General features: G+C 68.7%; 26 protein-coding genes. 9 read left to right on the top strand and 17 right to left on the bottom strand.

Annotated elements, in window-relative coordinates:
- A complete protein-coding gene (locus ACSMFO_RS33765; RefSeq protein ID WP_436461809.1) occupies positions 1-552 on the top strand; it encodes a PIN domain-containing protein in 552 nt (183 codons plus the stop codon).
- 10 nt (positions 553-562) lie between these two features.
- Here ACSMFO_RS33765 and ACSMFO_RS33760 read toward each other — a convergent pair whose 3' ends face one another.
- Together ACSMFO_RS33760 and ACSMFO_RS33755 are read right to left on the bottom strand one after the other, a co-directional pair.
- Positions 563-1,423 carry a 3-hydroxybutyryl-CoA dehydrogenase gene (locus tag ACSMFO_RS33760; RefSeq protein WP_016338023.1) on the bottom strand — a complete coding sequence of 287 codons (861 nt, stop codon included), beginning with the start codon at positions 1,421-1,423 and terminating at the stop codon, positions 563-565.
- 88 nt (positions 1,424-1,511) lie between these two features.
- Positions 1,512-1,697 carry a DUF3073 domain-containing protein gene (locus tag ACSMFO_RS33755; RefSeq protein ID WP_016338022.1) on the bottom strand — a complete coding sequence of 62 codons (186 nt, stop codon included), beginning with the start codon at positions 1,695-1,697 and terminating at the stop codon, positions 1,512-1,514.
- A 207-nt stretch (positions 1,698-1,904) separates the two neighbouring features.
- On the opposite strand from ACSMFO_RS33755, the gene ACSMFO_RS33750 reads away from it, so the two are divergent.
- Positions 1,905-2,804: a hypothetical protein gene (locus tag ACSMFO_RS33750; RefSeq protein WP_038521360.1), complete on the top strand. Its 900-nt coding sequence runs from the start codon at positions 1,905-1,907 to the stop codon at positions 2,802-2,804.
- On the opposite strand, the gene ACSMFO_RS33745 is transcribed toward ACSMFO_RS33750, so the two are convergent.
- The 3 genes from ACSMFO_RS33745 to ygfZ form a co-directional block, all read right to left on the bottom strand.
- Positions 2,801-3,748: an asparaginase gene (locus tag ACSMFO_RS33745; RefSeq protein WP_436461808.1), complete on the bottom strand. Its 948-nt coding sequence runs from the start codon at positions 3,746-3,748 to the stop codon at positions 2,801-2,803. The genes ACSMFO_RS33750 and ACSMFO_RS33745 overlap by 4 nt on opposite strands.
- Positions 3,745-4,308 carry an RsiG family protein gene (locus ACSMFO_RS33740; protein ID WP_436461807.1) on the bottom strand — a complete coding sequence of 188 codons (564 nt, stop codon included), beginning with the start codon at positions 4,306-4,308 and terminating at the stop codon, positions 3,745-3,747. The genes ACSMFO_RS33745 and ACSMFO_RS33740 overlap by 4 nt, the downstream gene beginning before the upstream one ends.
- 439 nt (positions 4,309-4,747) lie before the next feature.
- Positions 4,748-5,875 carry a CAF17-like 4Fe-4S cluster assembly/insertion protein YgfZ gene (gene ygfZ, locus ACSMFO_RS33735; protein WP_038524793.1) on the bottom strand — a complete coding sequence of 376 codons (1,128 nt, stop codon included), beginning with the start codon at positions 5,873-5,875 and terminating at the stop codon, positions 4,748-4,750.
- A 30-nt stretch (positions 5,876-5,905) separates the two neighbouring features.
- Here ygfZ and ACSMFO_RS33730 point away from each other — a divergent pair, with 30 nt between their 5' ends.
- Entirely contained in the window at positions 5,906-6,760 is an 855-nt protein-coding gene (locus ACSMFO_RS33730; protein ID WP_038521352.1) for an aminodeoxychorismate lyase, read from the top strand.
- On the opposite strand, the gene ACSMFO_RS33725 is transcribed toward ACSMFO_RS33730, so the two are convergent.
- The 10 genes from ACSMFO_RS33725 to ACSMFO_RS33680 form a co-directional block, all read right to left on the bottom strand.
- Entirely contained in the window at positions 6,753-7,184 is a 432-nt protein-coding gene (locus tag ACSMFO_RS33725) for a TFIIB-type zinc ribbon-containing protein (RefSeq protein WP_436461806.1), read from the bottom strand. The two genes, ACSMFO_RS33730 and ACSMFO_RS33725, sit on opposite strands and share 8 nt — an antisense overlap.
- Positions 7,184-7,597 carry a hypothetical protein gene (locus tag ACSMFO_RS33720; protein WP_037334753.1) on the bottom strand — a complete coding sequence of 138 codons (414 nt, stop codon included), beginning with the start codon at positions 7,595-7,597 and terminating at the stop codon, positions 7,184-7,186. The genes ACSMFO_RS33725 and ACSMFO_RS33720 overlap by 1 nt, the downstream gene beginning before the upstream one ends.
- On the bottom strand, positions 7,585-8,457 hold the full coding sequence (locus tag ACSMFO_RS33715) for a biotin-dependent carboxyltransferase family protein (RefSeq protein ID WP_436461805.1): 873 nt from the start codon (positions 8,455-8,457) through the stop codon (positions 7,585-7,587). Before ACSMFO_RS33715 ends, ACSMFO_RS33720 begins: the two co-directional genes overlap by 13 nt.
- Positions 8,454-9,065 (bottom strand): 5-oxoprolinase subunit PxpB, encoded by a 612-nt coding sequence (gene pxpB, locus ACSMFO_RS33710; protein WP_436461804.1) that lies wholly within the window; start codon positions 9,063-9,065, stop codon positions 8,454-8,456. The genes ACSMFO_RS33715 and pxpB overlap by 4 nt, the downstream gene beginning before the upstream one ends.
- A 10-nt stretch (positions 9,066-9,075) precedes the next feature.
- On the bottom strand, positions 9,076-9,708 hold the full coding sequence (locus ACSMFO_RS33705; protein WP_436461803.1) for an FABP family protein: 633 nt from the start codon (positions 9,706-9,708) through the stop codon (positions 9,076-9,078).
- 252 nt (positions 9,709-9,960) lie between these two features.
- Positions 9,961-10,269, bottom strand: coding sequence for a DUF1416 domain-containing protein (locus tag ACSMFO_RS33700; protein ID WP_038521338.1), 309 nt, complete (start codon positions 10,267-10,269; stop codon positions 9,961-9,963).
- Positions 10,269-11,105 carry a sulfurtransferase gene (locus ACSMFO_RS33695; RefSeq protein ID WP_360087113.1) on the bottom strand — a complete coding sequence of 279 codons (837 nt, stop codon included), beginning with the start codon at positions 11,103-11,105 and terminating at the stop codon, positions 10,269-10,271. Before ACSMFO_RS33695 ends, ACSMFO_RS33700 begins: the two co-directional genes overlap by 1 nt.
- Positions 11,106-11,126: 21 nt before the next feature.
- Positions 11,127-11,561, bottom strand: a complete 435-nt coding sequence (locus tag ACSMFO_RS33690) for a DUF4395 domain-containing protein (protein ID WP_038521332.1) — start codon at positions 11,559-11,561, stop codon at positions 11,127-11,129.
- Positions 11,562-11,787: 226 nt separating this feature from the next.
- Positions 11,788-12,207, bottom strand: a complete 420-nt coding sequence (locus tag ACSMFO_RS33685; RefSeq protein WP_436461802.1) for a TlpA family protein disulfide reductase — start codon at positions 12,205-12,207, stop codon at positions 11,788-11,790.
- 7 nt (positions 12,208-12,214) lie between these two features.
- Positions 12,215-13,108 carry an LmeA family phospholipid-binding protein gene (locus ACSMFO_RS33680; RefSeq protein ID WP_083649866.1) on the bottom strand — a complete coding sequence of 298 codons (894 nt, stop codon included), beginning with the start codon at positions 13,106-13,108 and terminating at the stop codon, positions 12,215-12,217.
- A 144-nt stretch (positions 13,109-13,252) separates the two neighbouring features.
- Between ACSMFO_RS33680 and ACSMFO_RS33675 the strand changes: the two genes are divergently transcribed.
- The 6 genes from ACSMFO_RS33675 (at position 13,253) to pstB (ending at position 19,126) form a co-directional block, all read left to right on the top strand.
- A complete protein-coding gene (locus ACSMFO_RS33675) occupies positions 13,253-13,999 on the top strand; it encodes a response regulator transcription factor (protein WP_360127697.1) in 747 nt (248 codons plus the stop codon).
- Between the two features lie 64 nt (positions 14,000-14,063).
- Complete coding sequence (gene mshD, locus ACSMFO_RS33670; RefSeq protein ID WP_436461801.1) at positions 14,064-14,939, top strand: mycothiol synthase; 876 nt, start codon at positions 14,064-14,066, stop codon at positions 14,937-14,939.
- 229 nt (positions 14,940-15,168) lie between these two features.
- The gene (gene pstS / locus ACSMFO_RS33665; RefSeq protein ID WP_125733092.1) at positions 15,169-16,293 is read left to right on the top strand and encodes a phosphate ABC transporter substrate-binding protein PstS; all 1,125 of its coding nucleotides are present in this window, start codon (positions 15,169-15,171) and stop codon (positions 16,291-16,293) included.
- A 208-nt stretch (positions 16,294-16,501) separates the two neighbouring features.
- Complete coding sequence (gene pstC / locus ACSMFO_RS33660) at positions 16,502-17,419, top strand: phosphate ABC transporter permease subunit PstC (protein ID WP_436461849.1); 918 nt, start codon at positions 16,502-16,504, stop codon at positions 17,417-17,419.
- A 2-nt stretch (positions 17,420-17,421) separates the two neighbouring features.
- Entirely contained in the window at positions 17,422-18,339 is a 918-nt protein-coding gene (gene pstA / locus ACSMFO_RS33655) for a phosphate ABC transporter permease PstA (protein WP_037334778.1), read from the top strand.
- 10 nt (positions 18,340-18,349) lie between these two features.
- Positions 18,350-19,126, top strand: a complete 777-nt coding sequence (gene pstB, locus ACSMFO_RS33650) for a phosphate ABC transporter ATP-binding protein PstB (protein ID WP_016338000.1) — start codon at positions 18,350-18,352, stop codon at positions 19,124-19,126.
- A 410-nt stretch (positions 19,127-19,536) separates the two neighbouring features.
- Here the strand turns inward: pstB and phoU are convergent, their stop codons facing one another.
- The gene (gene phoU / locus ACSMFO_RS33645) at positions 19,537-20,199 is read right to left on the bottom strand and encodes a phosphate signaling complex protein PhoU (RefSeq protein WP_016337999.1); all 663 of its coding nucleotides are present in this window, start codon (positions 20,197-20,199) and stop codon (positions 19,537-19,539) included.
- Positions 20,200-20,279: 80 nt separating this feature from the next.
- Positions 20,280-21,803, bottom strand: a 1,524-nt coding sequence (locus ACSMFO_RS33640) for an LCP family protein (protein ID WP_436461800.1), incomplete at its 5' end; no start/stop codon positions are given.

Below are 21,803 nucleotides of genomic sequence, written 5' to 3'. Positions count from 1 at the left end.
GTGGCCTTCGTGGTCCTGTTCGACGCCAACGTGCTGTACCCCAACGTTCTGCGTGATCTGCTGCTCCGGATCGCGCAGAGCGGTTTCATCCAGGCCAAGTGGACGGACGAGATCCTCGACGAGGTCTTCCGGAACCTCCGGATGAACCGGCCCGATCTCGACCCCGGCAAGCTGGACCGGACGCGGCACCTGATGAACGCCTCGGTCCGGGATTGCCTCATCACCGGCTACGAACCACTCGTCGCCACGCTCGACCTGCCCGACCCGGACGACCGCCATGTACTCGCGGCGGCCATCAAGGCGCAGGCCCGGGTCATCGTGACCGAGAACCTGCGGGATTTTCCCGGGCGAGTCCTCGGTCAATGGAACGTCGAGGCGCAGAGCTCGGACGATTTCGTCCTCGACCGGATCGAGCTCTGCGAGAGAGTGGTCGTGGAAGCGGTACGGCGAATCGCGGACTCGCGCCGTGCTCCGCCTACCAGCGTCTCCGAGGTGCTCGACGCTTTGGAACGCTGCGGCCTCCGCAAATCGGTCGCGGCGCTCCGTCGCTGAACGGCTTGGGTCAGGAGTAGCTGTAGAAGCCGCGGCCGGTCTTCTTGCCGAGCAGGCCGGCGTCGACCATGCGCAGCAGCAGCGGCGGCGAGGAGTACAGCGGCTCCTTGAACTCGGCGTACATCGAGTCCGCGATGGCCTTGATGGTGTCCAGGCCGATCAGGTCCGACAGCCGCAGCGGGCCCATCGGGTGCGCGGTGCCGAGCTCCATGCCGCGGTCGATGTCCTCCGCGGACGCGAAGCCCGACTCGATCATCCGGATCGCGGAAAGCAGGTACGGCACGAGCAGCGAGTTCACGATGAACCCGGCGCGGTCCTGCGACCGGATCACCGTCTTGCTCAACGCCGTCGTCGCGTGCTCCTCGGCACGGCGGGCGGTGTCGTCGCTGGTCAGCAGCGAGGGCACCAGCTCGACGAGCGGCAGCACCGGGACCGGGTTGAAGAAGTGGATGCCGATCACCTGCTGCGGGCGGCCGGTGGCCATCCCGAGCTTCATGATCGGGATCGAGGAGGTGTTGGACGCGAACACGGCGTCCTCACGCTCGACGATCTTGTCCAGCGACCGGAACACCTCGACCTTGGCCTGCTCCTGTTCCAGGATGGCCTCGATGACGAGGTCGCGGTCGGCGAACTCGCCGATCTCGGTGGTGAAGCGGAGTCGTCCGAGCGCGGCGTCGGCGTCTTCCTGCGAGAGCTTCCCGTTCTTGACGCCGCGTTGCAGCGACTTCTCGATCCGCGCCCGCCCGGAGTCCAGCGCCGGCTGGTTCACCTCGGTGACGATCACGTCCAGTCCGGCCCGTGCGTGCACCTCGGCGATGCCCGAGCCCATGAGCCCGGCCCCGACGACACCTACTCGCGCTACGTCAGACATGGCACCTCCTCATATTTTGGGCAGCACGCGACACGCGAGGGTGGTCACCGGGGCAAGCCCGGATCCACCCTCGCGTGTCACGCGTTGCTCAGCGGCGGTATTCGTCGTACCCGTCGTACGGGTCTTCGTCGTACCGCTTGTCGTCCTCGTGCCTGTCTTCCGAGGAACTACTGGACAGCTCGCGCTGCAAAGCATCGAAGTCGGTTTCGTGCGAGCTGTACTTGAGCTCGCGCGCCACCTTCGTCTGCTTGGCCTTAGCCCGGCCGCGCCCCATGGCTCGACCCCCTCGCACAGGGGCGGGGCGGCCGGGGGAATCGGCGGCCCCGCATCGTCTCGACAATTCTTTCCTGCTGACACCGTACCGTGTCCGGGGGGTTGGATGCGACGTGGCACGGTGTGCCGGTGGCGACAGTGTTCTCCGAACGCCGGTTACCGGCCGGTCGGTGGCGATAGTCGCAGGTCGGCGTGCCACGATGCTCGTGTGCCCCGTCCGTTCGCGGCTTATCTCCGCGTCTATGAGCCCCTGCTCGCGCTGGGGGATCCACCGGACGAACGCCTGCTCGAGGCCGTCGAAGCGGCCCGGCTCGATCGTTCGTCCGCGGGCGAGCGCGAGCAGGCATTGTGGCTCAAGTCACAGCATGTCGGGCGGCTGCTGCCCGCCGAACTCGCGGACGGCAGGGCCGCCCCCAGTCTCGTCACCGACGTCCTCGTGCTGGACCCCGAAGACGTGCCGGAGGGTGAGCACGGCGACGCCGGCCCGGGACCGCTGATCTGCCCGATGGAGATCCGCGCGCGCTCGGCCGCGGCGTTGGTGACCTTCCTCGGCGACGCGCATCCGGCGTTGAAGAACGCGGTGCTCGACGCGGGCGGTGCGTCGCTGGACATGATCCGCTCGCGGGCGAAGTCCGCGATCGGCGACTTGTCCGCCTCGGCCTCGCACACGCTCTCGACGACGTGGACCGTTCCGCTCCCGTGGTTCGTCCTGTTCGACCCCGGGATGCGCCGGGTCAAACTCGGCAAGGGACGCGACGATCCGGAGCGCGAGGTGTCGTGGCGGGTCTCCATCGCCGACGCGCGGTATCGCGCCCGCGAGGTCGGGGACCTGTTGGAAGCGACCTTCGGTGACTCGGGACCCGGCCGGGTGCTGCTCGAGACGCGACGCTGGCTCGACAGCTTCCACCCCGGCTCCGCGGTCGAACTCGACTACGGCGGTCTCGTGCAGCTCTTCGCAGACTCGATCCTGCAGTCCGACACGACCGCCGAAGAAGTGCACGACATCCTCGACGCGCTCCGCACCGGCAACGTCGACGAGCTGGCGGAGCTGTTCGCCGACCTGCGTGACTTCTGGGGCGACCTGGCCGCGCGGGAACGCGCGAACTAGCCGAAGAGACCGGCGGTGACTTTCAGCTCGCCGACCGGTTTCCCGCCGCCGAGCACCGCGTCGCGCGCGAGGTCCGCTGCTTCGCCGCCCGGGTCGATGCCGAGGTGGCGCAGGGTCGCGAGCAGCAGCGGGAGCCGGGCGCGGGCCGCGCCGTCATCGATCTTCAGTGCCAGCGCCGTGCCGTCCGGGAGCGCGAACGCATGCACTCCCTCGGCGCCGCCCTTCGAAAGCAGGTCCTCGATGGTCCGCATCAGCACGGTGTCCTCGCGGCCGGTGCCCGCGACCTGCCACGGATACGCGCGGACCGCGTCCGCGACGCGGCGTTCCGGCCCGCCCATGGCGGTGACCAGCCTGCCGAAGGAACGCGCGAGGCCGGTGAGGGAGAACGCGAACAGCGGTGCGCCGCAGCCGTCGACGCCGACCGTCTCGATCGTTTCGCTGGTGAGATCGGCGACCGTGGCCTGGATGATCTTCTGCAGCGGGTGGATCTCGGCCGCGTAGTCGTCGGTCGGCCAGCCGACTTGCGCGCAGGTCGTGAGCATCGCGGCGTGCTTGCCGGAGCAGTTCATCGCGGCTCGGCGTTTCCCGGCGGAGGCGACGGCCAGCATGCTCGGCTCATGCAGTGGGAAGGCGGGCGGGCAGGCCAGCGCGTCCTCGGTGAGCCCCGCGCGGGTGAGCATCGCCAGGGCGCCTTCGACGTGGCCGGGTTCGCCGTTGTGCGAGCCGCAGCCCAGCGCGAGTTCTTCGTCGCCGATGGTGAGGCCGGCGCGGAGCATCCCGACGGCCTGCAGGGGTTTGTTGGACGAACGCGGGTAGACCGGCCGCTCGACGTCGCCCGCGGAGAAACGCACCGAGCCGTCCGGGGCGGTGATCACGAGCGCGCCGCGGTGCACGCTCTCCACGAAACCGGATCGGACGACCTCGACCAGGACCGGATTCGTCACCCGGACCCGCCGCGTTCGGTGTCGAGCAGGTCGTCGACCGACGCCGTGCCCTTGCGGTAGCGGGTCGCGATCTCGGCGTTGATCGTGTCCATCACGCTCTGCACCTCGCGGCGGTACGAAGAGACGGAGACTTCTTCGTCGGCGTACCGGTTGAGGGCGTTGACCAGCTTCTCGTCCGAGAGGGTGCTGACGTCGGAAAGGTCCGTGTCGCCGATGAGGGCCTCCGCGAACCGCCGGTGCTCGCCCGCGCGAGACGGCTCCAGCCGCTGATGTCTCCCCGAGCCCGTGGCCGGGCCGATCGCGTTGTCCGCCAGGATCGCGGCCAGCCGCTCGACGACGCTGCTCTCACCGCCGGAACTCCGGCGCTCCTGCTCGGCCCGCACGATGTCGATGCGCGCGTGGAGCAGGCGCCGCAGGTACGACAGGTCGGTCTCCTCCTGCGCGGCCTCGTCACGGCGCTCGCGCAGCACGGAAAGCGTCAGCTCGCCGAGGTCGCTGAGATACCCAGGGCCGAGCACGCGGTCGATACGACGGCGACCACCGGGCCGGACTTCGATCACGCGCGTAGCTTATCGCGCTCCAGCGGAAATGTTCCGCAGGGAGCGATACCACAAGGATCCCCGCCCCTTCCGAGACCCTCCGCCGGGCGGCTGCTCTTTCGGTCCCTTCCAGAGCCCGCCCCCCACCCGTCCCGGGGGCGGCCCCTGGTCCAGTCTACCGGGGGTGGGCGGGGAAAAGTGCTGGTCGGCGGAGTTGTCCACAGGTGGGCGGAGTTGTGGACAACCTGTGGATGAAGTACGTGAAGGACCCCTTCACTGCGTCTAGCGCAGTGAAGGGGTCCTTCACGTACTTCGGTCGTGAGTGAAGGCCGAGTTTCCAGCGCTCAGCCGAGGGATGGGGCCCTTCACGCGCGGCCGCCGGCGGAAGCCGAGGACTCAGTGTCCCCAATGTGGCATTGGGGACACTGAGCGTCTCCGATGCCACATTGGGCGCACCGGCTCAGCCCCGCAGCCGCTGAGCCGCTTCCCGGCCGGGAGCCGGAGCCTCCCCCGGAACCGAGTCCGGGTCGATGGTCGCCTGCACGACGCGGTCCTCGGCGCCCACCAGCAGCTCCGCACCCGGCTGCGTCGAGCGTTTGACCAGCGCCAGCGCGATCGGGCCCAGTTCGTGGTGCTGTACCACGCTGCCGACGCGCCCCACCGTCCGCTCGCCCAGCACCACCGGATCGCCGGTCTCCGGCGTGATCTCCGGCGAACCGTCCAGATGCAGCAGCGCCATGTACCGCGGCGGCCGCCCGACGTTGTGGACCTTCGCGACAGTCTCCTGCCCGCGGTAGCAGCCCTTCGCCACGTGCGCGGCGGAGTCGACCCAGTTCACCTCGTGCGGGATCGTGCGCTCGTCGGTGTCGACGCCGAGGCGCGGCCGCAGCGATTCGACCCGCAGCGCGTCGAAGGTCCAGCTGCCCGCCGGTCGCGCGCCCGCGTCTGTCAGGCGCCGCCACCAGCCCGCCAGATCGGCGCGGGGCACGGCGAGGTCGACGCTGTGCCGTCCCGGCCACGGCATCCGCCGCGCGAAACCGCCGGGGATCGCCACGACCGAGTACGGGTCCGAGCCCACGGAGACACCCACGGCGTCCAGCACGCGGTCCGCGTCGGGGCCGAGGACGGTCAGCAGCGCCAGCTCGTCCGAGACATCGCGGATGTCCACTTTGGACCAGAACTTCATCGCTTCTAGGTAGTCGCGCAATGTCTGCTTGCCGCCGGACGGCAACGCGCTGGTGGCCACCGCGCCCCGGTCGCTGTCCAGCCACACCGTGCCGTCCGCGTGCGCGACGACCATGTGCGTGTCGACGCGGCCCTGGCTGTCCAGCACGAGCGCCTCGGTACCGGTGCCCTCGGCGAGCCCGGTGACATGCTGCGAGATCACCAAATGCAGCCAGGACAACCGTTCTTCGCCGGTCACGGCCAGGATCTCGCGGTGCGAACGGTCGATCACGACCGCGCCGCGCGCCGCGGTCCGTTGCTCGGCGAAGGGGTCACCCCAGTGCCACGGGACACCTTCCTCCGGATGCCCGTCGGGTGCCGCGATCGGTCCGGGAAGGTCGAGCAAGGGGGAGCGGTAGGGCATGAAACCCATGCTAGTGAGTACCGTGTCCCCATGCGCGTGCTTGCCTTCCTCGACGGGACCCTGGCCGACCCCGAAGCCGCCCACCTGCGGGTGGACGATCTGGGACTGCTTCGCGGCGACGGCGTGTTCGAGACGATCCTCGTCGTCGACGGACGGCCCCGCGAGCTCCGCCCGCACCTCGAGCGGCTGGCCCGTTCCGCGGCCATGCTCGACCTGCCGGAACCGGACCTCGCGGTCTGGGAGCGCGCCGCGCAGACGGTCATCGACAACTGGTCCGGCCCCGCCGAGATCGCGCTGAAACTGGTGTACACCAGGGGAATCGACGGTGATCCGGAGGCGAAGCCGTTCGGGTTCGCGCTCGGTGTGGAGATCGACGAGAAGGTCCAGCGGGCCCGCGTCGAAGGCGTCGCGGCGATCACCCTCGAGCGCGGTATCGAGGCCGACCTCGCCGAGCGCGCGCCGTGGCTGCTGCTGGGCGCGAAGTCGATTTCGTACGGCGTCAACATGGCGGCGTTGCGGGAGGCCGGCCGCCGTGGCGCGAGCGATGTGATTTTCACCGCCGCCGACGGTTCGGTCTTCGAAGGACCGACTTCCACGGTCGTCCTCGCGAAGGACAAGACGCTCTACACGCCGCCGGCGACCATCGGCATCCTGCCGGGGACGACGCAGGCGGCGCTGTTCCGCGGCGCCGAGCGCGCGGGCTGGTCGGTCAAGGTCGAGCCGCTCAAGGTCTCGGACCTCACCGAGGGCGAAGGGCTCTTCCTCGCCTCGTCGGTCCGCAAGCTGACCCGGGTGCACACGCTCGACGGCGTCGCGCTCACCGACTCCAGTGCGATCCACGCCGAGCTGGCCGCCGCGTACGAGAGCGAGTACGCGATCAGCTGAGCGTCGCGCGCAGCTTGACGATGGTGCGAAGGATCTCGTCCCGGTGCTTGGCCGTCGTGATCCAGGCGGGCAGCCGGGCCACCAAGGTCATGCCGGGACGATTCCCGGGCCCGCGTTCGCGCAGCTTCGCCGAGACGAATCGTTCGAGCAGGTCGAGGTGACTTTCGTGGAACGCCCAGAGGGTGTTCCCACCGCAACAGTCGGCGCGCAGCCACAGCGGTTCGCGGAAGAACGGGTCGACCGGGCGGTTCCACCCGAGGTAGTCGGGCTCGGGGCGAAAGCGCACCAGAGCGCAGCCGACGCAGGTCAGCCGTTCGTGAGTGACCGAGGCGCGGCCCGAGCAGCGTGGACAGACGATCAGGATCGGCTCGGCGGCAAGGTTCCCGAGTCGAACTTGGGGATCGCGGAACCGCGGCCCGTCCATCAGCCGAGCGGGCTGATGATCAGCAGGTGCGGCAGGATCTCTTCCTCACGGTAGGCCGCGATCTTGTGGTGCCCGTCGAGGATCACCGCCGCGTCGGTGGTCTCCAGCACGACCGCGACCGGCCGGTGCCCGCTCTTGATCGCGGTCCGGTAGTAGCCGACCCGGGACACGTCGGCCGGCGGCCAGTCGGCGCTCGGGGTCAGGTAGCGGTCCTCGGCGAGCCGCTCGGGTCCGGTGACCTGGTACTCGCCGTCGGCGAAGAGGTCGAGAAGCGGGCGGAGCGTGTCGCCGAGCGGACGCCGCATCTGGCCGGTGGCCAGTGCGATCCGCAGCGACTGCGGCAGTTCCGGTTGGGTTGGTACCGAATTCGTGTCGATGACACCTGTGCCACCGTCGACCTTTACCTGTTCCACACCCTCGTGGACGAGTGAAAGCGGAGAAGGGTTCCGGGTCTGGCCTGCGCGAGGGCCGGGAGTGACGCCTGTCTCACCACGGCCGCCACCGGATAACCGCCGGTAGTCGGATGATCCGCCAAGAACACCACCGGCAAGCCGTTCGGCGGAACCTGCACGGCGCCGGTCAGCAGGCCCTCGCTCGGCAGTTCCCGCTCCGCGTATTCGGGCCCGCGAGTCAACGCGGGGCCGTCGAGCCGGAGCCCGACGCGGTTGGATTCCGCCGTCACCGTCCAGGTCTTCGCGAGCCCCGCCGCCGGATCCTCGAACCAGTGCGCCCGCGGGCCCGGGTCCACCCGCACGACCAGCTCCGCCGGTGCCGTCGTGGGCGGCACGACGTCGGCGCCGCCGGACACGGACGACGGGCCGAGCGGCAGGACGTCGCCCTTTCGCAGAGGCGCGGGGCCGATCTCCGAAAGGACGTCCCGCGACCGGCTGCCGAGTTCCGCGTCGACCACAATGCCGCCGGAAACCGCCAGATAGCACCGTAATCCAGTGGCAGGCGCGCCGATCGCCACGACCTGTCCCGCCGCCAGCCACACCGGCGCGTGCGAGCCGACTGGACGCCCGTCCACCTCGACGGCGACGGGAGGACCGGTCACCGCGACCGTGCAGGACGTCGTCGCGCGCAGCCGCGGCCCGCCGAGCAGGCACTCCACCCCGGCCGCGTCCTCGGCGTTGCCGACGAGCCGGTTGGCCAGTTTCAGCGCCGGGACGTCCAGCGCGCCCGACGGGGGCACGCCGAGATGCGCGTAACCGGGCCTGCCGAGATCTTGGATCAGCGCGAGCGGACCGGTCTCGAGCACTTCGAGGGCCCTCATCCGGCACTCCGGAACCGCACGCGGTCGCCGGGCGCCAGCAGCGCGGGCCGGTCGGCGCGGGGATCGAACAGGACGGTCCGGGTGTGCCCGATCAGCCGCCAGCCGCCGGGCGAGACGCGCGGGTACACGCCGGTGAACTCGCCCGCGATACCGACCGAACCCGGTGGCACGCGAGTGCGCGGAGCGGGCAGCCGCGGCTGCCGGAGCGGCTCGGGAAGTCCGGTCAGGTAACCGAATCCGGGCGCGAAGCCGGTGAACGCCACGGTGTAGACGGCGCCGGTGTGCAACCGGACGACGTCCTCTGTGGACACTCCGGCGTCCCGTGCGACGAGTTCGAGATCCTCGCCGTCGTAGGTCACGTCGAGGGTGATCTCGCGGGATTCGCCTTCCGGCGGATGGTCGAGGTCGGCGTCCGCCAGCAGTTCACGGACGGCCGCGAGCGCGCCCGAGCCGGGGGTTTCCACCACGAGCAGGCTGCGGGCGCCGGGAACGAGTTCGGTGATGCCGTCCGGGCGCGCGGAGGAGACCATCGCGTGCGCCGCCATCGACTCGGCCAGGGAGGCGCAGTCGAGCAGGGCGGCGTGCTCGCCGTAGGCACGCCACCGCATCGGAAGTACGTCAGCCCACCACGCGACGCAGCAGCGCCGACGTGTGCGGCTGCAGTTCCTGGCCCATCATGGCGCGCTCTTCGACGAAGCCGAGTTCGCCGTTGACGATGCCGTAGAGCCGCTGAGACGCCGTGACGTCCTTGGCCGTCGAGGTGCGGACGACTGCGTCGGTGCCCAGCTCCCAGGCCGGGACCGAGGCCTTGCCGCGCGGCTTGCCGTAGAAGAGCTCCACGATGCCGGTGTTGTGCGTCAGCAGCAGCTCGATCGTGTCGTCGGCCTGCGGGCGCCAGAACCCGGATTCGCGCGCGGCGGGACGGATGACCTTGCCGTCCTCGTCGAGCAGCCAGGCGCGTGCCTCGTGCGTGAGGAACGGGCGGCCGTCGTGCGCGATGGTCAGCTGCATGCCGAACCGGTACGGGCCCTCGATGGTCGGGTAGTCGACCTCGCCCTCGCCGCGCCACACGCCGACGAGCGGCAGGAGCGCCAGGCAGGCGTCGTTGAGGTTCGGACCTTCGCGCAGGTTCGCGGTGTCGCCCGGGATGGGCATGTCAGGGAAGGTGCCGTACGGAGGCAGGTTCCGGTCACGCGTGCTCTCCGCGCGCTTTTCCGCGGCCTGGATGGCCTCGTCGCCACTAGCCGTCATGGGTCAGCGCTGGTCCGCGTAAAGCCGGTAGACGACGTACACGGCGAACCAGGTGATCGCGACGCCGGCGAGCACCAGCAGGGTCGTAAACAGGATCTCCACGACACGCACCTTAGTCGCTACCTGCCCCGGCAGGCCTGCCGAGGTCGCGTGGCAGTGCCCACAGGCGCTGAAGGACGCTTTCACCGCATCTGACGCGACGAAGGGGCCCTTCACCGCATGAGATGCGGTGAAGGGCCCCTTCAGCCCGTCTCAGGCGACCGAGATCGCCAGCTGGTGCACGCCCGGTCCCTGGGCGGTCACCGAGGCCTCGCCGTTGCCGGAGCGGTGCAGCGCACGCACCGTCCAGTCACCGGGGGCCGCGTAGAAGCGGAAGTCGCCGTCGGCCGACGAAACCACTTCGCCGGTGAAGTCGCCGCCGCCGTCGAGCAACCGCACGAAGGCGCCGCCGACGGGCCCTTCCGAGCCGGTCACCTTGCCGGCCAGGACGACCTGGCCGCGGGTGTCGTAGTCGGCGGGCGTGGCCTCCTGGACCGGTGCGCCGCAGCTGTCGTCTGCCATCACTTAGCTCCCAACTCGACCGGCACGCCGACGAGCGAGCCGTATTCCGTCCACGAACCGTCGTAGTTCTTCACCTGGTCGTAGCCGAGGAGCTCGTGCAGCGCGAACCACGCGATGGACGAACGCTCACCGATCCGGCAGTACGCGATCGTGGACTTCGACTCGTCGAGGCCCTCGTCGGAGTACAGCTCCTTGATCTCTTCCTCGGTCTTGAAGGTGCCGTCCTCGTTGGCGACCTTCGCCCACGGGACGTTCAGCGCGCCGGGGATGTGGCCCGGGACCTGCGACTGCTCCTGCGGCAGGTGCGCCGGGGCGAGCAGCTTGCCGGAGAACTCGTCGGGGGACCGCACGTCGACGAAGTTGCTTCCGCCGATGGCCTGGACGACCTCGTCGCGGAACGCGCGGATCGACAGGTCCTGCTCCTTGGCCTGGTACGTGGTGGCCTCGCGCTTGACGTCGTCCGAGTTCAGCTCGCGGCCGTCGAGTTCCCACTTCTTGCGGCCGCCGTCGAGCAGCTGCACGTTCTCGTGGCCGTAGAGCTTGAAGTACCAGTACGCGTACGCGGCGAACCAGTTGTTGTTGCCGCCGTAGAGGATCACGCGGTCGTCGTTCGAGATGCCCTTCTCGGACAACAGCTTCTCGAAGCCCTCCTTGTTGACGAAGTCGCGGCGGACGCCGTCCTGCAGGTCCTTGCGCCAGTCGAACTTCACCGCACCGCGGATGTGTCCGTTGTCGTACGCGGTCGTGTCCTCGTCGACCTCGATGAACACGACACCCGGGGTGTCCAGGTTCTCCTCGGCCCACTGGGTGGTGACCAGGACGTCTTCACGGCTCATGGAGCTGACTCTCTTTCTGGGTTAGGACGCGCGAGGGCTGGGGCTGAAACGCTTGATGAGCAGGTACATCTCGCAACCGAGACAGAAGTTGAACGCCGCATTGAGGAAGGCCGCGAACAGCGCGAACGCCGTGGCGACGAAGCCGAGCGCGGTCAGGCCCGCGGCGAAACCGACCGTGCCGACGACGGCGAACACGAACCCGACGGCCTGCGCGAACCGCAGCGGGGCGGCGTCCTCGCGTTCGGTCGTCGGGCCGAGCCGCGGCGCGACGAGGTAGCGATAGAGCAGGGAGTACGGCGCCGGCTTCAAACCGATGAAGGCACCGATCGCGAACACCACCGCCTGCGCCGCGAGCAGTGGCCACCACTGGGTGATGAGCACGACCGCGAGCACGATCGTCGTCAGGATGGCGGCGAAACGCGGACCACGGGGGTCGACGGCCGGTCCTGCGGACATGGTTCCTCCTGCGAACGAGAGGTAAGGAGATGCGTGCCGGACGGGCACGCGCAGGCGAGGTTCAGCGAACGCCGGGACACAGGCTGCTGCGAACGCGGCACAGATCCACTGCGCGGCGCTGGGTCAGCAAGGTTCGGGGCAGCCTGTTCACGGGCACGAGGGTACGCAGAGCTCCCTCAGGTTGGGAACCGTGTTCACACCTTGGGACGCTTCCCAAAATTCGGGATCAGGCGTTCGCCAGATGGGGCCTCAGGGCTTCGAGAAGCTCCTGACCTCGGGGAACGCCGCCGACGCGGAAGACCTCCCGGCCGTCCGGGGTCAAGGCCAACGTCGTGGGGGTGCGCAGCACCGAGAGCGCCTGGGCGACTTCGGGGGTTTCGGTGACGTCCAGATCGACGTGCGTGAGGCCGTCGGTCTTGTCCGCGAGCGCCGAGAGGATCGCGCGGGTGTGGCGGCACGGCGCGCAGAACGTCGTGGAGATCTGGACCAGGGTGACGCCTTCGGGCGCGAGGGCACCCGAGACACGACCGGGCAGGGTGGGCGCGCCGGGCTTGGCCGCGCGGATCCGGCCGTTGCGCGCTCGCAGCAGCGCGCCCGCGACCCCGCCGAGCACCAAGACACCCAGCAGCACCCACACTCCGGTCATCCGCAAGTCACCCCTGAGGCTTCGCTCCGCTGAAGGCGACGTTCTTGCCTTCGCCCTTGATGGTCACCGAGCCGCTGTTCACGCGCACCGAGGTCGGCGTCACCGAGAACGGCATCGCGCCGGTGTCGATGGTCGCGTTGAAGTTCGGCAGCAGCGCGTCCTGCACCGCCTGGGGAACGACGGTGGTCTCCTTGTCATTCCCGAACTGCAGCCGCTTCGGCTCGAGACGGATCTTCTGCCCGTCCAGTTCGATCATCGCGAAGCAGAAGATCTCCACCTTCTGCCCGGCGATCTGGACGTTGCCCGAAACCCGGATCCCGGCGCTGGCGGTGTCCACCGGCTCGCCGTTCTCGTTGGTCGCCGTCGGCTTCGTCTCGCCCTGGCCGCTGTCGCCGTTGCGGACGTAGTCCTCGGTGACCGGTTCGATCTTGAGGTTCTCGATCTTGTCCAGCGGCGCCTGCCGCGCGATGTCCGCGGCCTTGATCGTCACCTCACCCTTGAGCGTGCCGATGACGATCGACTTCGTGTTGCCGGACGTCAGGTCCGAAAGCGGCGCCGTGACGTCGCTCATGTCCGCGTTGAAGTCCACGTCACGCAGTTTCGGCGGAACGGCGACGCCCTGGGCGTTGATGGTGATGTGACTGTAGTCACCGGAAAGGGCCTGGGTCAGGAACGGGAAACCGTGCACCGTGACCGCCGGATCGTTGGCCAGGTCCAGCTGCTGGCGGGCCTTCTGGGAGATCGTGTGCTCGGCGAACGCCGCCGCCCCGAAATCGGCGCCGACCAGCAGCACCACGAGGACCGCGAGGGCGATGAGCCAGCCCCGGCCACGGCGCTTTCCTCGCTTGGCGGACCGCCCGGGAGAGGGTCGGTCGTCCTGCGCCACGGGCCTGCTCACCATTACGTCGAATCTCCTTCGTCAACCTCTTTGGCCAGGTGTGATCGATCCAGCACGGGGTAGGTCCCCGGCCGTTCACCCGCTATTCTCACTAAGCACCGGCGGTCGCCACGTTCGAGGCGGCCACGATCCGAAGGCGGTGCGGCGATGAGCCTGGACCTTCTGGTACTGACCGCGGAAGCAGATGCCACCACGGTGTTGCCCGCCCTGGATCTGCTGCCCCACACCGTACGCGTCCGTGCTCCGGAAGTGACCGCGCTGCTCGACGCGGGCCACCGCGACGTCATCGTCCTCGACGCCCGCACCGATCTCGCCTCCGCGAAGAGCCTCTGCCGCCTGCTCAAGGGCGCCGGTGAGGACGAGACCTCCACACCGGTCATCGCCGTCGTCGGCGAAGGCGGACTGGTCGCGGTCAGCGCGGAATGGCGCACCGACGACATCCTCCTCCCGACGGCCGGTCCCGCCGAGGTCGACGCCCGGCTGCGGCTGGTCACCACCCGCGACGGCAGTGCCGCGCAGGTCGACGCCGAACTCCGCGTCGGCGACCTCGTCATCGACGAAGCGACCTACACCGCGAAGCTGCGCAAGCGCACTCTCGAGCTCACGTACAAGGAGTTCGAACTCCTCAAGTACCTGGCGCAGCACGCCGGCCGGGTGTTCACCCGCGCCCAGCTGCTGCAGGAGGTATGGGGTTACGACTTCTTCGGTGGCACGCGCACGGTCGACGTCCACGTCCGGCGTCTGCGCGCGAAGCTGGGGCCGGAGCACGAGCAGATGATCGGCACCGTGCGCAACGTCGGCTACAAGTTCGAGCGTCCCTCGAAGGGAGCGGCCAAGCAGGCCGTCGCCCCGGACTCGAGCGTCTACGAGCCGAGCGAGTTTTCCGCGCACTGAGTCCCCTTTCCTGTCTGACAAGACGTCCAGGCGGAAGGCGGGTTCGGTGGGTAGGGTCGATTTCATGCTCGATCTGGCTTGGACCGGTGAACCGGACACGGAAGAGATCCACGACTTCCTCCTCGCCGTGCGCGAGGCCGACGGCCGCCCGGAGGACTCCGGGTTCGACGGTGGGCGGCACCTCCTCGGCCGCGTCGACGGCGCGTTGGTCGCGTACGCGCATCTGGACACCGAGGGTGACTCGCACGGCAACCAGGTCGCCGAACTGTTCGTCCACCCCGCGCATCGCCGCTCCGGCCACGGCAGGGCGCTCACCAGGGCGCTCGTCGAAGAGACCGCGGGCAAGCCGTTGCGGGTCTGGGCGCACGGGGATCACCCCGCCGCCGTCCACCTCGCCGGGACCGAAGGTTTCGAACGCGCTCGCGAACTGCTGATCCTCCACGCGGACGTCGAGAGCGCCGACTGGCCGGAACCCGTGACGCGCGAAGGGGTCACGCTGCGCACGTTCGTCCCCGGCCAGGACGAGGAAGCGATGGTGCGGGTCAACGCCCGGGCCTTCGACTGGCACCCCGAGCAGGGCGCGCTGACCGCCGACGAGGTCCGCTCGACCGAGAAGGACGCCTGGTTCGACCCGGAAGGCTTCTTCCTCGCGGAGGAGAACGGCGAGGTCATCGGCTTCCACTGGACGAAGGTCCACGAGGCGGTCCCCGGCCGGTTCGGCGGCGAGCCCGCCGGCGAGGTCTACGTCGTCGGCATCGACCCGGACGCGCAGGGCGGCGGCCTCGGGAAGGCCCTCACGCTCGCAGGGCTGCGGTATCTCCGGGATCGCGGCCTGGGGCAAGTGATCCTTTACGTCGAAGGGGACAACGCGCCCGCACTCGCCGTGTATTCGAAGCTCGGCTTCACCCGATACGAGGTCGACGTTCAATACGCACGGTAACAACGTTCACACGGGCGGCACTTGACCGGTCACGGAGAGCAGACGCGCAGGTCACAGGCGGGACACGGGCCACTTTCGGAGTAGTCGCGCTGCTCACATCGGCCGCCTTGTTCACTTGTCGTTCACCCTTAGACGGCCACCTGTCCACTGTCGGTGCTTAATGTCCGGGTCCGGAGGGAACGCTCCCGTTCCACCGATCCGGCGAAAGTCTCCCAGTGGAGGAAATGCAGTGAAGATCATGCGGCCCGCGGGCGCGATCGGCATCGTGGCCACCGCCGCCCTCGTGCTCGGCGCTTGTGGATCCGACCCGGCGGCGACCAAGCCCGGCAGCACGGGTGCCGCCGCTGCTCCGAGTGGCGCGGCCAACGTCGAATGCGGCGGCAAGAACCCGCTTTCGGCCGAGGGTTCGTCCGCCCAGAAGACCGCGGTCGACATCTTCGTGCAGGCTTACGCCGCCAAGTGCTCCGGCCAGAAGGTGAACTACAACCCCAGCGGTTCGGGCGCCGGCATCAAGCAGTTCAACGCGAACCAGGTCGACTTCGCCGGTTCGGACTCGCCCCTCAAGGACGAAGAGGCCGAGAAGGCCAAGGCCCGGTGCGCCTCGGACGCGTGGAACCTCCCGCTCGTCATCGGCCCGGTCGCCGTTGCGTACAAGGTTTCCGGGGTCGACAAGCTGACCCTGACCCCCGAGGTCACCGCCAAGATCTTCAACGGCGGCATCACCAAGTGGAACGACCCGGCCATCAAGGCGGTCAAGGGCAACGAGAACGTCAACCTGCCGGACAAGGCCATCCAGGTCATCTCCCGCACCGACGAGTCGGGCACCACCGACAACTTCCAGAAGTACCTGAAGGCGGCCTCGAAGGGCGCCTGGACCCAGGGTGACGGCAAGAAGTTCAACGGTGGCGTCGGTAACGGTGCCGAGAAGTCCAACGGTGTGGCCAGCGCGGTCAAGGCCACCGACGGCGCCATCACCTACGTCGAGTCCTCCTTCGCGAAGGACGGCCTGAACGCCGCCCTGATCGACAGCGGCTCCGGCGGTGTCGAGCTCACCGCCGCGAACGTCGCCAAGTCCCTCGACTCGGCGAAGTTCAAGAAGGAAGGCAGCAACGACCTCGCGCTGGACCTGAACTCGATCTACTCCAGCAACGTCGCGGGCGCCTACCCGCTGCTGCTCGCCACCTACGAGATCGTCTGCTCGAAGTACGCGGACGCCGAGGTCGGCAAGGCCGTCAAGGCGTTCCTGAACGTCGCCGCCACCGACGGTCAGAAGCCGCTTTCGGACAAGGGCTACGTGCCGATCCCGCAGAGCCTGCAGGACAAGGTCCTGACCGCCGTCAAGGCCATCGCCTGACCTGTCGACGACCTCTAGGTTGATCAGTGAACAGGCTGGACTGAAGTAGTCGATGAGCGATTCGTCTTCGCCCAGAACGCCCACCGGCGACCCCGGTGGGCGTTCTGGCGTCCGCGAGACCTTCACGGAGGACCCGATTTCGGAGCAATCTGCCGCGTCACCGCCCGAGCAGTCCTCGGTGCGCCTCGCGAGCCCCAATTCCAGGACGGTGCGACCCGGTGACCGCATCTTCCAGATCCTGACCACCGGAGCCGGCGTCTTCGTCGTCTCGCTGATCGGCCTCATCGGGCTGTTCCTGCTGGTGCAGGCCATCCCGGCGTTGCAGGCCGACAACGTGAACTTCCTGACCAGCCAGGTCTGGCAGACCACCCCGGACGACATGCGCTTCGGGATCATGGGCCTGCTGCTGGTGACGGTGTACTCGTCCCTGCTGGCGTTGATCATCGCGATGCCGATCTCGCTCGGGATCGCCCTCTTCCTCACCCAGTACGCGCCGAAGCGGCTGGCACGGCCCTTCGCCTACGTGATCGACCTGCTCTCCGCGGTCCCTTCGATCATCTACGGCCTGTGGGGCCTGATGGTCTTCGCGCCGGCGATCGAGCCCTTCTCGCAGTGGGTCAACGACACCTTCTCGTGGATCCCGCTCTTCGCGGCCGGCAACGTCTCGCCGGACCTGCGGGGCACCATCTTCACCGCGGGCATCGTGCTGGCCGTGATGATCCTGCCGATCATCACCTCGCTGTCCCGTGAGGTGTTCGAGCGGACCCCGACCCCGCATATCGAGGGCGCGCTGGCGCTGGGCGCCACCCGCTGGGAGGTCATCCGCACCACGGTGCTCCCGTTCGGCAAGGCGGGCTACATCGGCGCTTCGATGCTCGGCCTCGGCCGTGCGCTCGGCGAGACGATCGCGCTCGCGATCATCCTGACCGGCGCGGTCGGCCGCGAGTTCACCTGGAGCCTCTTCGACGGCGGCGCCACGTTCGCCTCGAAGATCGCGGCGGACTACGCGGAACTCAACAACGAGATCTCGGCGGGCGCGTACATCGCGGCGGGTCTCGTGCTGTTCCTGCTGACGCTCGTCGTCAACTTCATCGCGCGATCCGTCATCGCCAAGAAGGGGGACTGAGCATGTCCACCACGCTCGAGAAGACCCCCGCCACCACCCCCGCCTTCCAGCAGGTCAGCCTGGCGAGGAAGGTCAAGAACGGCTTCGCCACGACGTTGATCTGGCTGTCGTTCCTGATCGCCGTCGTGCCGCTGGTGTGGCTGCTCGCCACCGTGGTCATCAACGGTGTCAAGCGGATCCCCTACAGCAACTGGTGGACCGAGGACTTCGGCTCCGTGCTGTCGGACGAGGTCGGCGGCGGCGTGCTGCACGCGGTCATCGGCTCGGTGCTGCAGGGCCTGGTCTGCGCGATCATCGCGGTCCCGATCGGCATGCTGGTCGCGATCTACCTGGTCGAATACGGCCGCGGCAAACTCGCGAAGGTCACGACCTTCATGGTGGACATCCTCTCCGGTGTCCCCTCGATCGTCGCGGCGCTGTTCATCTACGCGCTGTGGATCACGACGTTCGGCCTCCCGCGCAGCGGTTTCGCCGTGTCGCTCGCGCTGGTGCTGCTGATGATCCCGGTGGTCGTGCGCTCCTCGGAGGAGATGCTGCGGATCGTCCCGGACGACCTGCGCGAAGCCTCCTACGCGCTGGGCGTGCCGAAGTGGAAGACGATCATGAAGATCGTCCTGCCGACCGCGCTGTCCGGCATCATCGGCGGCATCATGATGGCGCTCGCCAGGGTCATGGGCGAGACCGCGCCGCTGCTGGTCCTCGTGGGGTACTCCGCCTACGTGAACTGGGACATCTTCGGTGGCGAACAGGCCGCACTGCCGCTTCTGATGAACAACGAACGGGTCAGCAACCCGTTCGACGAAGGTACCGTCGCGTTCGACAGGATCTGGGGAGCGGCGCTCACCCTGGTACTGATCATCGCGATCGTGAACCTCCTCGCCATGCTCTTTGCCCGTCTTGTCGCCCCGAAGAAGAAGTGAGCTGTTTGAGATGGCCAAACGAATCGACGTCAAAGACGTGGACATCTACTACGGCAAATTCCACGCCGTGGACGGCGTCACCCTCTCGGTGCCGCCGCGGAACGTCACCGCGTTCATCGGCCCGTCGGGCTGCGGCAAGTCGACGGTGCTGCGCACGCTGAACCGCATGCACGAGGTCATCCCCGGCGCCCGCGTCGAGGGCGAGGTGCTGCTCGACGGCGAGGACATCTACGGCGCCGGTGTCGACCCGGTGCAGGTCCGCCGCACGATCGGCATGGTGTTCCAGCGCCCCAACCCGTTCCCGACGATGTCCATCCGCGACAACGTCGTGGCCGGCCTGCGCCTCGGCGGCACCAAGGGCAAGAAGGAGCTCGACGACGTCGCCGAGCGCGCCCTGCGCGGCGCGAACCTGTGGAACGAGGTCAAGGACCGGCTGAACAAGCCGGGCGGCGGCCTCTCCGGTGGTCAGCAGCAGCGGCTCTGCATCGCGCGGGCGATCGCCGTGCGGCCCGACGTGCTGCTGATGGACGAGCCGTGCTCCGCGCTCGACCCGATCTCGACGCTGGCCATCGAGGACCTGATCGGTGAGCTCAAGAAGGAGTACACGATCGTCATCGTGACGCACAACATGCAGCAGGCGGCGCGGGTCTCGGACCAGACCGCGTTCTTCAACCTGGCGGGCGTCGGCCAGCCGGGACGCCTGGTGGAGCTGAACGACACGGAGAAGATCTTCTCCAACCCGGACGAGAAGGCGACCGAGGACTACATCTCGGGCCGCTTCGGCTGATCTTTGTCGCGCGTGAAGGCCCCCTTTCCTCGGCTCAGCCGAGGAAGGGGGCCTTCACGCGCTTGGGGGTCGAGTGGACGTTGCGAAAGCCACTTTCGCAACGTTGAAGGTTGCGAAAGTGGCTTTCGCAACACCTTCCCCGCGGCGCGATGGCGGGCGGCTGGACGTCACGCGTGACTGGACGGACGACACGCGTGACGGAGTGGACGACACACGTGTCCAGAGGGACGGCTCGCCGCGTAGCTCGGCCGCAGCCGTGTCGTCCGTCCAGTCACGTGTGTCGTCCACCGGCTCACACGTGTCGTCCGTTCCGTCACGCGAAACGACCGATGTCGGTCCGGCGCCAGCATGACGAAGGGGCCCTTCACCGCGTGAGATGCGGTGAAGGGCCCCTTCGCGGGGAAGTCCCCTTACAGCTCGTCGGGTCCGTAACCCGGCATCTTGCCGGTCACCACGAAGATCATCCGGCGCGCGACCGAGACGGCGTGGTCGGCGAAGCGCTCGTAGAAGCGGCCTAGCAGGGTGACGTCGACGGCCGCGGCGACGCCGTGGTCCCAGTTCCGGTCCATGATGACCGTGAACAGGTGCTTGTGGATCTCGTCGACCTCGTCGTCGTCCGACTCGATCGTGCGGGCGGCCTCGACGTCCTTGGACTTGATGACCTGCTCGACCTGACGGGCCAGGCTCACGCCGACCTCGCCCATCTTGGCGAAGTCCGCCTTCACCTCTTCGGGCAGTACGGGGTCCGGGTGACGGCGGCGCGCGGCCTTGGCCACGTGCAGCGCCAGATCGCCCATCCGCTCCAGGCTTTCCGCCGCGTGGATCGCGGCGAGCACGGTCCGGAGGTCGGTCGCGACGGGTGCCTGCAGGGCCAGCAGCGCGTACGCCTGCTCCTCGCATTCGGCGCGCGCGTCGTCGACCTTCGCGTCGTCGCTGATGACCTGCTCGGCGAGCCCGAGATCGACCTCGAGCAACGCCCGGGTCGCCCGCTCCATCGCGTCGGCGACCTGGAGGGACATGCTCGCTAGGTTCTCGGCGAGCTGTTCGAGTTCGACATGGTAAGCCTCACGCATGGCCCAACCCTACGGGGAACAGGGGCCAAAAGCCGCATCCCAGAGTGAACCTGACATGAACCCGGACTAACGAATGATCCTCAGCCTGAGCTGCTGCTCTTCTTCGCGCCGCCCGACTTGGCGGAGCTGGTCGGGGGCGACGCCGTGTCGCTCGCGGGAGGCGCCGGGGCCTTCTCTTCCAGCGGCGTGTTGTTGATCAACGCGTCGAAGACGGCCTTCGCCTTGCTCTGCAGCAACACCTCGTTGCCGCGTTTGTTCGCCTCTTCGGTGGTGGGCACGGTGAGGAACTTGACCTTGTCCGAGCCCATCCCGCGCATCGACTTCGCCAGCGTCATCATCTGCTTGATGCCGAGGTTCTCGCCGAAGGTGGCCTTGGCGAACGCGTCGATGAAGCCGCTGAGCTTGCCGGTGTCCAGGATGACGTCCTTCGACATCACCGTCTTCAGCAGCGCGCCGAGGAAGGCCTGCTGCCGTTTGATCCGGCCGTAGTCCGACGTCGGGTCGCCCTTGACGTGCCGCGCCCGGACGTAGTTCAGCGCCTGATCGCCCGAGATCCGCACCTCGCCCGCCTGCGGGATGATCATGCCGAGCGTGGTGTCGTCGACCGGCTTCTCGTTGTACACGGTGACGCCCTGCACGGCGTCGACCATGGATTTGAAGCCGTTGAAGTCGATCCCGACGAAGTGGTTCATCTTCATGCCGGTGATCTGCTGGATGACCTTCGTGACGCACTGCGGGCCGCCGACCGCGTAGGCGGTGTTCAGCTTCGCGATCTTCTGCGCCGGCGAGGTCTGGTCCGAGTACGACGACGTCGCCGGGTCCCAGCGCTTGCATTCGGGGCGGCTGATCTCGAGGTCGCGCGGGAAGGACACCATGACGACGCGCTGCCGGTCTGCCGGGACGTGCGCGATCATCACCGTGTCCGAGCGGGCACCCGGGGTGCCCTCGGCGTCGCCGACGCCGTCTTCGGCGGCCGCGCCGTCACGGGTGTCGGAGCCGACCATCAGGAAGTTCTCGTCGCCGGTCTGGCCCGCGGCGTCCTGGATGTCGGCCGAGTCCTCGTCGAGCGAAGCGACGTTGTTGAACTTCGCGTCGAACCAGGTCTGCGCGCCCCACGCCGAACCGATGGAGAGGAACACGAGCGCGGCGACCACGGCGGCGGCGATCCGGCCTGCCTTGGCCGTCTGCCTGGTCTTGCGTTCCTTCTTCTCCTGCAGCCGGGTCTGCGGCGCGGACTCCTCGGAGGCTGCGGCAGGCTCGGCGTCGGTGGTCGTGACCACCCGCTGCAACGCCGTGCGGGTCTGCTCCAGCAGCGCGGCGGGGCGCAGGGCGAGCCGCTCGCGGCGCTCACGCTTCTTGGCCTCTTCGGCCTCGAGTTCGTCGTGCGCGGCGGAGAACCGGGCGAGCGTGTGGTCGATCTTGCGCTTGGTGATCGTCGCGTCGTCGATCGCCTCGAGCTCGTCGGTCATCGTGAGCCGGTCCATCTCGGACCGCGGCGGGACACCCGGCGACGGCGGGACGGGCGCCTGCTGCACCGGCCGTGGCACCGGACGGCGAGGACGACGCGGGGGCGGCGGTACCGCGGGCTGCTGCTGCGCGCCCGG

Source organism: Amycolatopsis sp. w19 (genome assembly GCF_051373225.1).
GTDB classification, from domain to species: domain Bacteria; phylum Actinomycetota; class Actinomycetes; order Mycobacteriales; family Pseudonocardiaceae; genus Amycolatopsis; species Amycolatopsis japonica.
Note: the sequence above shows the minus strand (reverse complement) of the source record. Positions and strands in the feature narration are given on the sequence as shown.